Annotated in this window: 13 protein-coding genes; 10 read left to right on the top strand and 3 right to left on the bottom strand. The window is 40.8% G+C overall.

The window, feature by feature from the left end:
* Positions 1-40 precede the first annotated feature (40 nt).
* From Q7P33_RS11645 to Q7P33_RS11635, 3 genes are all read right to left on the bottom strand, one after another.
* Positions 41-2611 carry a chemotaxis protein CheW gene (locus Q7P33_RS11645; protein WP_303870517.1) on the bottom strand — a complete coding sequence of 857 codons (2571 nt, stop codon included), beginning with the start codon at positions 2609-2611 and terminating at the stop codon, positions 41-43.
* A 201-nt stretch (positions 2612-2812) separates the two neighbouring features.
* The gene (locus tag Q7P33_RS11640; RefSeq protein ID WP_303870515.1) at positions 2813-4369 is read right to left on the bottom strand and encodes a carboxylesterase/lipase family protein; all 1557 of its coding nucleotides are present in this window, start codon (positions 4367-4369) and stop codon (positions 2813-2815) included.
* A gap of 68 nt (positions 4370-4437) precedes the next feature.
* On the bottom strand, positions 4438-5709 hold the full coding sequence (locus tag Q7P33_RS11635) for a nucleotidyltransferase (RefSeq protein WP_303870514.1): 1272 nt from the start codon (positions 5707-5709) through the stop codon (positions 4438-4440).
* A 148-nt stretch (positions 5710-5857) separates the two neighbouring features.
* On the opposite strand from Q7P33_RS11635, the gene Q7P33_RS11630 reads away from it, so the two are divergent.
* The 10 genes from Q7P33_RS11630 (at position 5858) to ffh (ending at position 16418) form a co-directional block, all read left to right on the top strand.
* Entirely contained in the window at positions 5858-7048 is a 1191-nt protein-coding gene (locus Q7P33_RS11630; RefSeq protein WP_303870512.1) for an acetate/propionate family kinase, read from the top strand.
* Positions 7049-7118: 70 nt separating this feature from the next.
* On the top strand, positions 7119-7577 hold the full coding sequence (locus tag Q7P33_RS11625; protein ID WP_303870511.1) for a DUF177 domain-containing protein: 459 nt from the start codon (positions 7119-7121) through the stop codon (positions 7575-7577).
* Between the two features lie 33 nt (positions 7578-7610).
* Positions 7611-7790: a 50S ribosomal protein L32 gene (gene rpmF / locus Q7P33_RS11620; protein WP_084504954.1), complete on the top strand. Its 180-nt coding sequence runs from the start codon at positions 7611-7613 to the stop codon at positions 7788-7790.
* Positions 7791-7914: 124 nt separating this feature from the next.
* On the top strand, positions 7915-8910 hold the full coding sequence (gene plsX / locus Q7P33_RS11615) for a phosphate acyltransferase PlsX (protein WP_303870506.1): 996 nt from the start codon (positions 7915-7917) through the stop codon (positions 8908-8910).
* Positions 8911-8913: 3 nt separating this feature from the next.
* Positions 8914-9138 (top strand): acyl carrier protein, encoded by a 225-nt coding sequence (gene acpP / locus Q7P33_RS11610; RefSeq protein ID WP_303870504.1) that lies wholly within the window; start codon positions 8914-8916, stop codon positions 9136-9138.
* Between the two features lie 142 nt (positions 9139-9280).
* On the top strand, positions 9281-9943 hold the full coding sequence (gene rnc, locus Q7P33_RS11605) for a ribonuclease III (RefSeq protein WP_303870502.1): 663 nt from the start codon (positions 9281-9283) through the stop codon (positions 9941-9943).
* A gap of 14 nt (positions 9944-9957) precedes the next feature.
* Positions 9958-13530 (top strand): chromosome segregation protein SMC, encoded by a 3573-nt coding sequence (gene smc, locus Q7P33_RS11600; RefSeq protein ID WP_303870500.1) that lies wholly within the window; start codon positions 9958-9960, stop codon positions 13528-13530.
* A gap of 91 nt (positions 13531-13621) precedes the next feature.
* Positions 13622-14524 (top strand): signal recognition particle-docking protein FtsY, encoded by a 903-nt coding sequence (gene ftsY, locus Q7P33_RS11595; protein ID WP_303870499.1) that lies wholly within the window; start codon positions 13622-13624, stop codon positions 14522-14524.
* A gap of 190 nt (positions 14525-14714) precedes the next feature.
* Positions 14715-15071: a YlxM family DNA-binding protein gene (ylxM, locus tag Q7P33_RS11590; RefSeq protein ID WP_303870497.1), complete on the top strand. Its 357-nt coding sequence runs from the start codon at positions 14715-14717 to the stop codon at positions 15069-15071.
* A gap of 9 nt (positions 15072-15080) precedes the next feature.
* On the top strand, positions 15081-16418 hold the full coding sequence (gene ffh, locus Q7P33_RS11585) for a signal recognition particle protein (protein WP_303870495.1): 1338 nt from the start codon (positions 15081-15083) through the stop codon (positions 16416-16418).
* Positions 16419-16529: the final 111 nt, after the last annotated feature.

The following is a 16529-nucleotide window of genomic DNA, read 5'->3' as shown; positions in this document are numbered from 1 at the left end:
TTTTTCAGTAGTTATATTCCGATTTATATTATTGTAAACTTTAATTTGTTTCGATCGACTCAAGTAGGGGAAGTGCTGCTTCAAGATCTTCATCAACCTGGTTTTCAACAAGTTTTTCAAGAATAATTTGCGGATCCATTTCCAGAATGGTTCTGTCTGAACCATCACTCAGACAGATAATGCCCGTTATCGCTGATGAAATTTCTACGGGTTGGATATCATTTAAATTAATTTCCAGGACACTCACCAATTTTTCAACTTGAATGGCGATCATTTCATCTTCAGATAATTGTAACAAAAGCAGATGTGACGTGTTCCGGCTGGGATCATTTTTATCAAATAAGGCCAGAGCATCGACCACTGCATAATAGTGATCATTAAATTCTACAGCTCCACGAATTACTGCATTGGTACCTGGGACTGAAATGGTTTTGCTGGCTTCGAGTGCTTCAATAACATAGGATTGTTCTAGACCATAAACCTGACCGTTTATAACAAAGGTAGCCAACTTCTTATGTTCATTGGTCATTGAGAAGGCAAAATCGGATTGCTCGATTTCCTTGTCATTGGATTTGTTGATCGTTATTTCTGCATAATCCGCCATTTTTTCGAAAACAAAAGCAATGACATCATTATGGTATCCATCTGAATTTTTGTATTCGCGATAACAGCAAGAACAGGCGCAGCCAATTGAATAATAACTGTTTTCATAAACAAGAATTTCAGATCTGGTTTTCCCATTGGCAACAGTGAACATCTCATCGGGCAAATCCAGTGCATCGCCGACTTTATACGCTTGGTTCGTTGTTGATAGAATCATTTTTTTACGATCGGTAAAGACTGCAAATGAACTATTATCAGAATGGAGGGACTCTTCTAAAATAGTCCGAAACTGATCTTCACTGTCAAAGACGATGCCGATACCACCAACAGCGCGGTTAGGGTTATTAAAGTCGGTGATGGAAGCCCCGTAAATATAAGTGTGGCGATGATCATACAATTCTGTTTGCTCAAAGGGCGAAACAAAATACTTTTCCTGTTTGGAATTAGCCAGTACTTCATTGATATAGGGGTCTGAGAGCGTTTTGCCAATGTCTTCACTTCGATTTGGGTTTGACACGGCAACGATGGTTCCGGTTTTATCAAAAATAAATAGATTGCTATAAACGGTGTAAAGGTCATTGATGTAGGTAAGAATCTCAGTTAACTGTTTTTCTTCAGAAGTTGTTCGTACGTCTTTCGCAAGAATACGCCGGATCGTCGAATCCAATGCCCACCAACGGCAATCATTAGCGCGTTCATAAAGGTTCCGATCCATGATGTCCACCGATAGCGAGGCTAAAAAACTGGTGTCGACGAGGCTGGTTGAGACAACCGTTGAAAACAGATTGGAAACGGAGCTTTGAAAAAGACTGCTGGTGTTGGTACCGATCCGTCCAATGGCTCTCAAGATTGGTTTTAGGCGTGAATACTCGGCATCGATACTATCATCTCTGGCAATGATCTGACCGTTGTAGACAATGCGTTTGAGTGAGCCGTTAATGGTTTGGGTTTTATTGATAATTTCATTCAGTTCTGACGAAAATGAGTCGGCCTGGTGCATCAAACCAGTGGTTACCGATGAATCAATGCTTTTCAGATTTCGGTTATCCCGGAAAGCCAGATGGAGAGGTAGCATCACATGGCCTTTCCAGCCCAGACCATAGTATTTCTGGTAACCTTGAGTGGCAATGGTTTTGGCGATATAATCGGAACCTCGATAGTAGACAACCCCATTAACCCCAGATTCGACGGGTTCAACAATGGTACCGGTGGGGACATGGTTTTCATCACTGCTGGCGATGACCATGTTGGCATCGTCAATGATGGTCATCACTGAGCCGTCATAATCGGTAGTTAATTTTTCAAAGATTTGAGACATTTCATTTTCGAAGCGGAAACACAAACAGATCAGACCGATCGCCTGGGAAGTCCCTTCCCGGCAGATTCGACTGGAAAAAACATGGGAATTTTTATCGCCATACTGGAGTTTTGAATTCTTAAAATACTCGACGAAATTTTGTTCCCCATCCATTGTCTTGATCAGATTGGGTCCCTTGATTTGTTTTCCCAGGATTTCATTTTGCTCGTCAAGGTTTGCCAATACCCGGTAATTATTATCGAGGACGATAATATCTTCATAAACGGAGTATTTCGCAACATAGTCCCGCATACGTTTTAGAATCAAGTTGCGGTCACTGTCAGTACGATCCTGATTTTCAACAAAGCGACGAATATCGTCATCAGTAGCCAGAAAACCAATGTCTGCTGTTCTCTCGAACAGGTTGCGGATGAGAATATCAATAGCTACCTGGGTTTTCGAAATAATCTTTTGTTCCATTTTTTTAAGTTTTTCAGAAACGAGGGTGTCAATCAGTTCTTCCTGCAAATCAATAAAACCATTTTGAATTTTTGTCATATTGGGAAGAACACTTTTTGATTGGATGGGACAGTTGATTTCAGAAAGCAGTTTAATATTATCCCACTGGTCATTTAAATCAGAGATGCTTTTATTGCACTCCTGCACATCAGGCATATAGGTTAAAAAATCCTTTTGTTTGTATATTATCATTTTCAATCTCCTTAGTTATTAAAAAAGATGCTTAATGGTAAAAATACTCCATTTTAAGCATCTTTGCAATAATTTTTGTTCTAGTTAATGTAGCATTTTTTTTGGAATTTTGCAAGATAATATGGAAAGATTAATGGATTTAAAAGGTACATTTTATATTGGGTATTGACTGATTAGATTTCGGCCCGTAAGGTTAGTGATTTATCCAAACATCAGCGTTTCCAAAAATTCCAGATCCTCCTGATTGGGTAGAATTTTGCTGGAAAGCTGCGTGTCAAAAACCATGATGTATTGATTTTCAGGATCAAATTTTGGCCAGATGATCTGCCCCTTATACTCAACTCTGAAATTAGGATTGCCGTATTTTATAAAATTGACCCAGGATTGCTGCATGATCCAGGACAAATTACTGATCTTGGTAGCTCGGCGCTGTCCAATGCCGTTGCCAAAAACAAAGGGCAGTTCCATCCCATGGGCGGTATTCAATCCAACAATTTTTAGAATCGTCGGATCAAAGTCAAAATTGTAAAAATAGACATCTTCGCCCAACTCGGCATATTTTTTAGCCATCATAACCATCCCGATGAGAAAAGCAGAATAGGTATAAATCTCCTGAGTACGCTTAAGTGGCGAATGTTCGGCATCGACATAAAAATGTTCCATAGCTTTTGGAGCATTTTGAGGTCCAAAGATATGATAACAAAGCATCTGATAGATACCAAGATTCGTGTGACTCTTTATAAATAGAGACGACTCATCGGTATTATAGCCCGCAAGAATTTTTACAGAGTTGAGTTCGCCATTTTTGAGTGCCTGAACAGGGTCTTTTGGTAAGACTACGCCATCATATACTGGCCAAAAACCAAAAGCGTTTGGAACCGTTGCTTGGTTAGACTTAACCATGGAAAGTGCTGCGAAAACATCACCAGGAAGAGCTCGCAACTTTTCCAGACCAGCAGCTGAATCGTCAATCCCATACAAGTCGCACAGTAGTGTTCCATTATCCAGGGTTTTTTCTAGCTGACCGCGATTGAGCACTGAAAAGGCTGAAATTGAAAAAATCGATCCACTTTCAACTACAGCCTGGTGAAAAAGCCCTTTTGCCAGAGGCGACAGCAACAAAGCTGTGACACTGTAGGCACCGGCAGACTGGCCGCCAATCGTGATTCGAGCAGGATCTCCACCAAAGGTTTCAATGTTGGCATGAAGCCAATGAAGGGCCTGGATCTGATCGAGCAAACCATAATTACCAGTGGTACCGGATTCTTCAAGTAATCCTCGGGTTGCCAGAAATCCCAGCGCACCCAACCGGTAATTGATTGTGACAACCACGACGCCTTCCTGAGCCATCCGGCCGCCATCATAAATTATTTCGGAGCCGGAGCCCGATGAAAAAGCGCCGCCATGAATAAAAACATACACTGGCAAGCGTTCATCTGCCTTAATAGCCGGAGTCCAGATATTTAAAAATAGACAATCTTCGCTTTTACCATCCATATGGTAAGTGCCTGGGGAATCGACGGTTATACCACCCATTTGAAGCGCAGCGCTGCCATGTTTTGAGCAATCACGAACATCCTCCCAAGGTGGCATCGCTTCAGGGGCTTTAAAGCGACGACTACAGATGGGAGGGAGCGCATAGGGAATCCCTTTATAACTCGAAATGCCCCGTCGAAATTGCCCCTGGACTGGACCGGCTGGGGGATAAAGGACTGGTTTTTTAGATAAATCGTTTTTTTCTTTATTAAAGAAAAGCATCGTATTCTCCTTTGAACTGTGAAATTAGCCCAGAATAAGGGACTTTATTAACTATGGTCAGCTGCGTATTATTGAAAGGAAGGCCAAGTATTGGGCGATTCTTGAACCGGTCTCTGCGTGTAGTCCCGATGATAGCGATACACGGTTTCGTAAAACTGATTGTGAAGGTCAGTGGCCCGACAATCATAGTAGAGCATTTTTTTTTGGAGGGGAGTCAAGCTAAAACGGCTTTTCTTCAAGTTGGTAAGAATTGGTAACTGTCCCTGTTTTTTTATTGCTTTCAGGATAGCGGTGCCAGTTTGATTAAAACCCAGTACCCGAAGGTAAGGGATAAACGATTCGGCTTGAAAAAGGTTTAAACTTTCCTTGTCAAGTTCTAGTAGCCGATTGCACAGAATCCGACGAACCCGGGTTTGAGGAGTGCGTTTTGAGATGATTTTACTGACGCACTCATCCAGACTGGTAGCGATTTTAAATGAATCTCTGATTTTATGCTCGAGTCCTTCATTTACATAGGGGGTATTTTTAAGGTGATGCACATCATGGGAAAGGATCTGCAGTCTCAGGGCGTTGAGAAAAAAATCATCACCCTGGAGATTGTAGTTTTTTTTAAATGGATTAATCAGCATGTCAGGTAAATAAGGGAGTTTGTTATCCAAATTTTTTAAAATAGCAGATGCTGCTTCCGGCTGGACAAGGGCCTCCTTTAAAATCGATCGAATGCCACTGGCGCTGAGATATTTAGAGGGCAACAAGCTGTGATAGTCGGCTCCTTGCCGTTTAACGGTCATTGAATCGATGGTACTTTGGGTTTTATGAAGCGCTTTGAGATATTCAAGAGCCAGGATGTTGTTTGGGGTATTAAGAAGATTACCTGCCTCATGACCCAGGTAGGAACGAACCGCCTGCTCTCTGGCACGGGGAAAAGATACTCCGGTTGCCAACCCCTGTTTAAGAAAATTTTTAAATTCAACTGGTTCTTGAACCAGTATTTCAGCCAGATTGTTCAATGGGCGGAGATGTCCGAATTCGGAACCAAAAGAGAGGATATCAATCACTCCGGTGGCATTAAAAATTTTAATTCCGCCATGTGCAAAGGCTTCGGCACTTTGGCAGGCGTAAACAAAAGGCAGTTCACAGACCAAATCTACGCCAGCGGTAAGCGCCAGGCGGGTACGTTCCCACTTATTTAAAATAGCGAATTCGCCTCGTTGCATTAGACTGCCACTCATAAGAACCATCACGGCATCGCACTGACTTTCCTTTTTCGAAGCTTCGATTTGCCAGGCATGACCCAAGTGAAACGGATTATATTCGGCAATGATACCAAGAATTTTCATATTGGCCTCTCTTTTGTTAAAAAAATAGCAATTTTTTAATTTATTATCGAAATATGACAAAAAAATAATGGTATTATTTGCTTATTACTGTTATTATATAGAACGTATGAAACGTAATCAATAAAAAACTAAAGGAGAGTAATTATTAATGAATGTACTTGTTATTAACTGCGGCAGTTCTTCACTTAAATATCAATTGCTTGATATGACCACTGAAGAAGTTTTGGCAAAAGGTTTAGTTGAAAGAATTGGTATCGAAGGATCTGTTTTGGTTCACGAAGCGCCAGGTCAAGACAAGGTTAAATTAGAACAACCGATGAAGACACATAAAGAAGCTTTGAATCTTGTTATGGCTGCTTTAGTAGATCCTGCTCATGGGGTCGTGAAGTCTTTAGAAGAAATTTCTGCTGTTGGCCATCGGGCTGTTCATGGTGCTGAAACCTTTTCTGATTCAGTCGTTATTGATGATGCGGTTATTAAGAGCCTGGAAGAGTGTTCAGAACTGGCGCCTCTTCATAATCCAGCCAACCTGATTGGGATTAACGCGTGTCGGGAATTACTGCCAAACGTACCAATGGTAGCAGTATTTGATACCGCTTTCCATCAGACTTTGCCTGGTGAAGCTTTCATGTATCCACTCCCTTATGAATTATATGAAAAATTCAAGATCAGAAAGTATGGTTTCCACGGAACCTCTCACAAATTTGTAAGTCAGGCTGCTGCTGAATTAATGGGTAAAAAACTGGAAAACTTAAAACTGATTTCCTGTCATTTAGGCAATGGTGCCAGTCTCTGTGCCATTAAAAACGGCAAATCGGTTGATACATCAATGGGATTAACACCACTAGCAGGTTTGGAAATGGGAACTCGTTGTGGTGATATTGACCCCGCTATTATTCCTTTCCTGGTTAACAAAGGCTACACCGTTGAAGAAGTTGATGTACTGATGAATAAAAAATCAGGTGTACTTGGCGTATCTGGAATCAGTTCAGATTTCCGTGATGTTGAAGGCGCAGCTAATAATGGCAATAAACGTGCGCAATTAGCACTGGATATCTTCCATTATCGCGTCCGTACGACTATTGGGGCTTATGTTGCAGCAATGGACGGTGTTGACGGCATTATCTTTACAGCAGGTTTAGGTGAGAACTCAACGACTTCCCGGGCTGCCATTTGTGGAGGCTTGAAATACTTGGGAGTCTCTTTAGATCCAGTTGCCAACAGCAAACGCGGCGAAGCAACGATTATCTCTGATAAGGACTCTAAAACAACAGTAATGGTGATTCCAACCAATGAAGAATTAATGATTGCGAGAGACACCCTGGCGTTAGCTAAATAATGTAAAGTATTTCACTTGACAAAACGGGCAATCGTCTATATAATGATGATTGCCCGTTTGGAGTGATAAAATGAATTTTGAAATCAATAAGCTATTGCAGGAAAAATTAATCCCTTTTGAATTTGTTGTAAAAAATACCGATTTAAATGATATAGAGGGAGAACTGGATGAACATGGAGCTTTAGTGCGTGGAACCATTGAGAAAATATCGAAAGGTAATTTTTTGGTATCTTTCACCATCGAGATGACCATGATCTTTCCCTGTGCGCGTTGCCTAGAACCAACCCCAATCGATTGTCTTTATGACTACACGGATACGGTAACGGTTGAAGATGATGAAGCAATACTTGATTTATTGCCCGTCGTTGAAGAATGCATTTATATTAATGAACCTTTCCGTGTACTGTGCAGTGAAGATTGTGCGGGTTTGTGTCCAAAATGCGGCAATAATTTAAATCACGAGCAATGTGAATGTGACAAATTTGGTGATTATGATCCTCGATTTGAAGCGTTGAAAGATTTATTGTAAGTGAAATGACTTTACTATTAGGAGGTGTGAGTGATGGCTGTACCAAAGAGAAAAACTTCAAAATCAAGAAGAGACAAAAGAAGAACACATTACAAATTAAATATTCCAGGAATGAGTACTTGTCCAAAATGTGGTGAAATTAAATTACCTCATCGAGTTTGCAAGTCTTGTGGCACATACAAAGACGTTAGCGTTATCAGCTTCAACGAATAAACAGAGTTTAGACTCTGTTTTTTCTCTATCTGGGATTATTTCAGACCCGGATAATTTTTAGCGATAGTATTTACTGAATAGCTTTTTTCTGGGATAATAGACAGATATATAGGAGGGTATGATTTTGAATATATTTTTAGATGCCATGGGTGGTGATTATGCACCCTATGAAATCGTCAAGGGTGCCATTGATGCTGTAAAAGAATATGATGTCAAGCTGACCCTGGTGGGTCACAGGCAGGCCGTTGAAGAAGAACTTTCAAAATACGATTACCCGAAAGACAAGATAGAAATTCTGCACGCCGAAACGGTCATCGAGAATACGGAAGAACCGGCCATGGCGATTCGGCGAAAACCGGATTCCTCACTGGTAGTGGCCTTGGATGAGATGAAAAAAAGAGATAATGCAGTGCTGATTTCGGCCGGTAGCACGGGGGCGCTTTTATCTGGCGGCTTATTAAAGCTCGGTCGGATCAAGGGGATAAAACGGCCAGCATTAGCGGCGACTTTACCCAAAAGCGATGGCGTGTTTGTGCTCATTGACACCGGTGCTAATGCAGATTGTAAACCAGAGTATTTGGAACAGTTTGCCCAATTGGGAAAAATTTATTCAGAAAATGTTTTAGGTAAAAAGAATCCAGGGATCGGTTTGATCAATATCGGTGCTGAAGCAAAAAAAGGCAACAGTTTGGTAAAAGCTGCCTACGAGCTTTTGGAAGCTGGTGATTTTAATTTTTTGGGCAATGTGGAAGCGCGGGATCTTCCCGAAACCGAGGCGGATGTGTTAGTATGTGATGGATTCACAGGCAATATTGTTTTGAAATTAACCGAAGGTATTGCGGCGTATTTGCTTAAGGGAATGAAGACATCAATCATGAGCAACACCAAAGGGAAAATTGGCGGAATGCTGATTAAAGAGAATTTACGAAGTTTTAAGAAGCAGTTTGATTATGCCGAATATGGTGGGGCCCCCTTTCTGGGGGTCAAGGGTGGAATCATTAAAGCGCATGGCAGCAGTGATGCCTTTGCCATCAAAAATGCGATAAAGCAGAGCATGAAGTTTATTGAAAATGATGTGTTGCAAAAAATAACAGATAATGTAAAAAACATGGAGGCTTAAGTCATGGATGAACGATTTTTAAAAGTCACAGCAATTATTTCAGAACAACTTGATGTTGATATTGAAAAAATTACCCTCGAAACCTCACTCATTGATGATCTGGAGGCAGATTCACTGGATGTGGTTGAACTGATTATGGCATTCGAAGATGAGTTTGGTACAAAAATTGATGAAGGTGCATTAGAGAATATTCAAACAGTAGAAGATATTATCAACGCAATTTCTTGAGTAAATAAAATGAGTGCCGAGACAAGTAATCGGCACTCATTTTCAAACGATTATGACGTTTACACCAGGTGTTTGGTCTTTTGATTGAAAATATCGAGAAGCGCTCAGGCGGGATCTCGTAATCGATAAGGGGGGATATTACGTGACAATCGAAGAAAAAATCGATTACCGTTTCAAAAAGAAAGATTTATTGAAAGTAGCATTAACACATAGTTCACATTCAGGAAATTCAACCAATAATGAACGACTTGAATTCTTGGGGGATGCAGTATTGGAACTGATTATCAGTGAGTATTTATTTTTAGCTCACAAGTTATCTGAGGGTAAAATGACGAAAATCCGTTCCAATATTGTATGTGCCGAGTCTCTTTCCAAGGCAGCTTACGAGCTCCATTTGGGAGATCATATCTTTTTGGGTAAGGGAGAAATTGTAACCGGTGGCCGACAGCGAAAATCGAATCTTGCGAATGCATTTGAGGCCCTGATTGGGGCTGTTTTTTTAGACAGTAATTTTGAAACGACACGGAAAGTTGTTTTGAAAGTACTGGAAAACAATATTCAATTGGCATTATCTGGGGCGCTGGTTAAAGACTATAAAACGGAACTTCAGGAGTATATTCAAAAGAATAATGACAATGTGATTGAGTATATTCTGGAGCGATCTGAAGGACCAGAACACAATAAGACCTTTTATATCAATTTGATTTTTAATGGTGAGTGTGTGAGTCATGGCATCGGGAAAAGCAAAAAAGAAGGGGAACAGGACGCAGCAAAGAATTATTTGCATAAGACCAGAAAATTGTAAATTGAGGTGAGTGCTTGTATTTAAAAAAATTGCGATTGTCGGGGTTTAAATCATTTGCAGACCCTGTGAGCCTTGAGTTTTCAGAAGGTATTTCTGCAATTGTTGGTCCTAATGGCAGCGGAAAAAGTAATATCACTGACGCCATCAAATGGGTTTTGGGTGAGCAAAGCATAAAATCCCTGCGGGGAAAGAAAATGGAAGATGTAATCTTCTCTGGAACAGAAAAAAAACCAGCCTCTGGTTATGCCGAGGTTGTTTTGATTTTAGACAATAAAGATGGTGCACTGGAAAACTATCCCCAGGAAATTGCGATTTCCAGAAAACTATTCAGATCAGGTGAAAGTGATTATGCCATCAATAAAAAGAGCTGTAAACTTAAAGAAATACACAGTCTCTTTATGGATACTGGTTTAGGAAAAAACGGTTATTCGTTAATCAGTCAGGGCAGTATCGAAAATATATTAGCCAGCAGCCCTACGGAACTTCGGAATATTTTTGAAGAAGCTGTGGGTATTGTGTCATATAAAACAAAAAAAAACGAGGCCGAAAAAAAATTGGAACAAACCCAGGGCCATTTGGATCGACTTCGCGATATTATGACCGAAATCGAAAAACAGGTGGGTCCATTAAAAAACCAGTCCCGGAAGGCCCAAAATTGGTTAGTATTACATGAGGAATTAAAGACTGTTGATCTGATAATCTTTTATCGAAAAATGAGCAGTGCGGTCACAGAACTTGAAGATTTAAAAGCGAATCTAAAAACACAAATAAAAAGATGCGAGCAAATTGAAGCGGCTATTCAAAAGAAAGATGAGCTCTATCAAAAATTGACCATTGAAAACCGCGAATTGGATCTTTTAGCGGATGATGAAAAGAAAAATCTTAGTGTCCTCAGATCCGATTTTGATCAGGTTCAGAGGGAAGAAATCCGCTGTAAAAGTCAGCTGGAAGCCAATGAAATAAGTCAGGAACGGCTTGCTAAAGAGCAGGAGAATTTGTCTTTTCAGATTGATGAAACCGAAGCTCGGATTAATGGTCTTGAACGTGAAAAAAAAATAGTGCTCGAAAATCTCAGAAACCATCAAATGGCCTGGCGTGAAATGGATAATACGCTTCATTGTCTGCAGATTGAAGAACAGCAGGAAAAAGAGCGAATCAAAGCAAATCAAGATGCGATTCAAAATCATCAATCTCGTTGTGAAACCTTGGAAATAAAACGGTTTGAAATAAAAACAGCGATCCAGGAAGCTACAACAGAGTCATCTTTTATAAAAAAGCACTTGGATGAAGCCAGGGACAGCCAGAATCAAATCACTTTAGATTTGGAACACCATAAAAAAGAACAGAACGAACTCCGGGGAAAAAAGCAACAACAGAACGATCTCTATAATCTGTTGCAGTCTCAGTATAATCGAGGGTTGGAAGAACAGCAAAGAATTCAACATCACGCCCACCACATTTCCAATAATTTTAAGGTCAATGCTTCTAAAGTAGAGTATTTAAAGAATATTCAAAAAAATTATCAGGATTATTTTCCAACAATTCGAAAACTGATGACGTCGGAAAAACTGCTGGGCCCGGTGATCCATGAGGTGTATGGACCGGTTGGCGAACTGATTACCACAAAACCCAGGTATCTCCAGGCGATTGATATTGCATTGGGGGCAAAAAGCCAGAATATTGTTGTAGCCACAGTTAAGGTTGCCAGTGATTGCATCAATCTCCTGAAAAGAGAGCGTTTAGGACGGGCAACCTTTTTACCACTGGATAATTTAAAATACAATGCAATTGATGAGCGAACTCGGACAGCGCTTAAGAATATGCCCGGGGTGGAAGGAATTGCCAGTGAGTTGGTTGAAACTGATGCTGCTTATTGGGCGGCGATCGAAAGTCTTTTAGGACGGATTATCGTAGCCAGTGATTTTGCCTCGGGGCGAGACATCCAGAATAAATTGGCGTCGAGGTTTACAGTGGTGACGTTGGAGGGTGAAATATTTTATCCGGGCGGTGCTATTGTCGGCGGTCAAAGTAAAGATAACCGACAATCCCCGTTGTCAAAAAAAATTGAAATCCAAAATCTGGAAAATGAAATGGCAGCGTACAAAAAAGCCCTCGATCTTGCAAAAGACCAGGAGTTATTGTCGAATGAGTCAATCTCCCAGCTGAGTAAGCAATTAAAAGAGCTTGAAAATGAACAGAATCGTTGCAAACAGGGCTTATGGGAAAAAAATAAGCTGATAGAAGATTTAATTAAAAAGCAACTTGAAAATACCCGCTCAATTGAAGTGCATAAGCAAAAGAATATAGAGCTATGTCAGACGCTCGAGCAATCCAATCAAGAGCTGATGAAAATAGAGGTGGCCTATAATCAGGCGAAAGAAGCGACGAAGGATCAGGATTCCGATGATCGAACGCAGGAGATTCGGCAGCGGTTGGATGATTTACGGTTAGAAATTTCTGAATGTCAAATGATCATCACTCAGATTAAAGGTGAAATTGCCGGGTTTGATCAACAAATCAGCTTGATGCAGGAACAATTGACGCACCAAACTGCCAGAAAATCGGCCTTAGAAAAAGAAATAGTATGTTATCATAACGATTCTAAAGCTTTGATTCAACTTCAGCAGAATCTGGAAGCCGATTATCAGCGACTATCGAAACTGATTGAGGCCCATCGTAACAAAAACAAACAAGCGACAGAACGACAGAAAGCAAACGCTCAGCGGCTGGAAACATTGCAGGAAGAAATTAAGAATGACAATCACCAGTTGATTGTTGAGAATGATAGCAAGAATACTGTTTCTAGCCAGGTAAACAGTCTGCAATTGCAGATGAACCATTGGGAAGATACTATCTATAAGAGCTATGAAGTCAATTATTTAATGGCCGAAGATGCTTACTGCCAACTCGCAAAAGACAACAAACTGGATGAGCTTGATTTATCAGAAGATCGACAACGTGATTTACGAGAAAAAATTAATGCGCTGGGTAATGTGAATCTTAACGCAATTGAAGAATATCAAGAAATCCTCGCTCGTCATGACTTTATGAAAGTGCAGATGGATGATCTTAAAGCCGGGAAAAGTGAACTGCTTGATATTATCAGTACTCTATATGATGCCATGACAGAGCAGTTTAAGGTTAACTTTATCAAGCTTCAGGAAAACTTCACCCGGATCTTCAGCATTCTGTTTGAAGGCGGACGGGCTTATCTGGAGTTTACTGATCCATCCGGAGTGTTAGAAGGGGGAATTGAACTGGTAGCACAACCGCCGGGGAAACGGCTACGCCATATTTCGTTGCTTTCTGGCGGTGAAAAATCGATGGTCGCCATTGCCCTGCTTTTTTCCTTTCTGGAAATAAACCCCTCGCCATTTTGTGTAATTGATGAGGTTGATGCCGCCCTGGATGATCACAATATTTACCGGTACATTTCGTATCTGAAAAAAGTAGCGGAACATAATCAGTTCATCACAATTACCCATCGCCGTACCACGCTGGAAGTCTGCGACAATTTGTACGGGGTATCGATGTCCAAGGATGGGGTTTCCCAACTGGTATCAGTTCGATTGACGGATTACGCTTAAAATAATATTATGGATAATGTTAAAGTGTTTGCCTGGTACACTCGCTTTGACTCGAATTGATGAAGTAAGAAGTAAAATGAAGGAGGCAATTATGGAATTAAGTTTATATGAACGGATGCGCAATAAACTGATCAAAACTGCTGACAATTTTAAAGAGAAAATTGAAAATGTCATGTATATGGGAAGTTTCGATGATGATTTCTTTGATGAACTGGAGGAAACCCTGATTCTTTCGGATTTAGGGGCGCAAACTTCGGTGAAAATCACCGAAGCGCTACGGGCAAAGATTAAAGAAACCCGATCCAAAAGCAAGGAAGAAGTAGTCGGTTTTTTAAAAGAAATCCTCGTTGAGATGGTTCAGGTCGAGACCGAAAAACCCCAACTTCCTACGATTATGCTGATTGTCGGGGTCAATGGGGTTGGCAAAACAACCACCATTGCCAAGCTTTCCGAGCGTTATAAAAAAGAAGGAAAAAAAGTTGTTATCGCTGCCGCAGATACCTTTCGAGCTGCGGCGGTGGAACAACTCGACGAATGGGCTAAACGGGTTGGTGTGGATATTATCAAAAGTGCTACCGGCGCGGATCCCAGCTCGGTAATTTTTGATGCCATTGGGGCAGCTAAGGCCCGAAAGGCTGATATTCTGATTTGCGACACCGCCGGACGACTCCATAACAAGGTCAATCTGATGAAAGAACTCGAAAAGATCAGCCGGGTGATTAACCGGGAAGGGGAGGGCTTTTCGATCCACAATTTAATGGTTCTCGATGCCACAACGGGTCAAAATGCCATTAATCAAGCCCACGTCTTTCATGAATGTGTGGAAATCAAGGGTATCGTCCTGACGAAGCTGGATGGTACAGCTAAAGGCGGTATTGCCATTTCGATTATTGATGAAATGCAGATCCCCATCGAATACGTTGGCATCGGGGAAAAATCGGAGGATCTCATTGATTTTGATCCAAAGAAATTTGTTGATCTGTTGTTTGAATGAGGCTTTAACTAATAGGGAAATCGGGCGCCACAGGTTGCGATGCCGTTAAAATTTTTAAGAATAAAATTTCTTGAAATTATTGAAGAAATGTCCTGAAAATCGGGAATAAAAGCTTGACATTTTCTTCGCCAGGACTTACAATAGGTAAGTCGTCAAGTAAATTTCCTTTACGACGATACTGAAGGTGCTTATGGAAAAAAAAGTAGGGGAACAGTATTTATTTGATTTTTATGGTGAGCTGCTGACTGCTAAGCAGAAGCAGATTTTAGAGTATTACTACGATGACGACTATAGTCTGGCGGAAATTGCCGAGGTAATGGCGGTTACTCGACAGGGTATTTTTGATGTGATTAAACGCTCGAAAGCCATGATGGAAGCCTATGAAGAAAAACTGGGACTCATCGCCAAGTTTTTGAAATCTCAAGTTCTTTTGGAAGAAATTGAGAATGAACTGTTGGATTGTGTTGATCGGGAAAAAGATGAACAGCTTAAATCCGAATTGATGCTGGTGGTTGAAAAACTGAAAAATGTCAGTGAAGAAAACTAGAGGTGACAGATGATCTTTGAAGGATTAAATGAAAAATTTCAAAATATATTTTCTCAACTAAAGCGTAAAGGTAAACTCAGTGAAAAAGACATCCAGGAAGTTAATCGGGAAATTAAAATGGCCCTATTGGAAGCTGATGTCAATTTCAAAGTCGTTAAACAATTTACCAAAAATATCGGTGAACGGGCAATCGGCCAAGAGGTACTAAGTAGCTTGACGCCTGGGCAACAGTTCATTAAAATTGTCAAAGACGAAATGACAGCCCTTTTAGGTGGCGAAATTGAGCGGATGGACTTTGTTCAGGGCCGCCAGAACGTGTACATGATGGTCGGTTTGCAAGGGGCTGGTAAAACAACCACTGCAGCCAAATTGGCCAACCTGTTGCGCAAAGAAAAAAAATTCAAGCCCCTGCTGGTTGCCTGTGATGTCTATCGTCCGGCAGCAATTAAACAGCTGGAAATTCTCGGGGATGAATTAAAGATTGATGTTTATTCCGAACATGATGTAAAAGATCCTGTGGGGATCGCCAAACGGGGACTGCAAAAATCAATCGAAGGTCATTATGATCTGGTGATCATGGATACCGCTGGACGCTTGCAAATTGATGAAGCGCTAATGGATGAATTGGTCAACATCAAAGAAGCCATTAATCCTACCGAGATTTTATTAACAGTCGATGGGATGACTGGGCAGGAATCGGTTAATGTTGCCAATGAGTTTAACCGCCTACTGGATATTTCAGGAGTAATTTTGACAAAACTCGACGGCGATACCCGGGGTGGTGCCGCACTGTCGATTACCTACACCATCGGAAAAGCTATCAAATATATCGGAACTGGCGAAAAACTGACTGATATTGAACTCTTTTATCCAGATCGGATGGCATCTCGAATTTTGGGAATGGGAGATGTATTATCCTTTATTGATAAGGCCCAAAGTATGATTGATGAAGAAAAGGCCAAAGAACTGGAAGAAAAGTTCAGAAACCAGGACTTTGATCTTAATGACTTTCTCGATCAGATCAAGCAGATTGAAAGCATGGGCTCAATCAGTAGCTTATTGGAAATGATGCCAGGGGCCAATAAAAAAGCATTGAAGAATGTGGATTTATCTGGCGCTGATACAAAGAAGACCGAGGCCATCATCTTGTCGATGACTAAGGAAGAGCGCCATAAACCGGGGATTATCAATGCCAGCCGTCGAAGACGAATTGCGTTGGGGAGCGGTACCATGGTTGCGGATGTCAACCGGTTATTGAAAGGATTTGAACAATCTAAAAAGATGATGAAACAAATGTCGAATCCAAACATTGCCAAAAAAGGACGGATGAAGCTACCGTTCATGTAGACTGGAATATGATTAGTGTTATCAAGGACTTTATGTCATTAGATAAAGAAGTTATGAAAGCTTCCTGTATAATTTAAATAGGTCAAGAGATTGACAATAAAAAATACCTCA

Origin of the sequence: Acetobacterium wieringae, from assembly GCF_026646375.1 — a bacterium.
Taxonomy (GTDB): Bacteria; Bacillota; Clostridia; order Eubacteriales; family Eubacteriaceae; genus Acetobacterium; species Acetobacterium wieringae_A.
The sequence above is the reverse complement of the archived record's forward strand: the minus strand, read 5'-3'. Positions and strand labels throughout refer to the sequence as shown.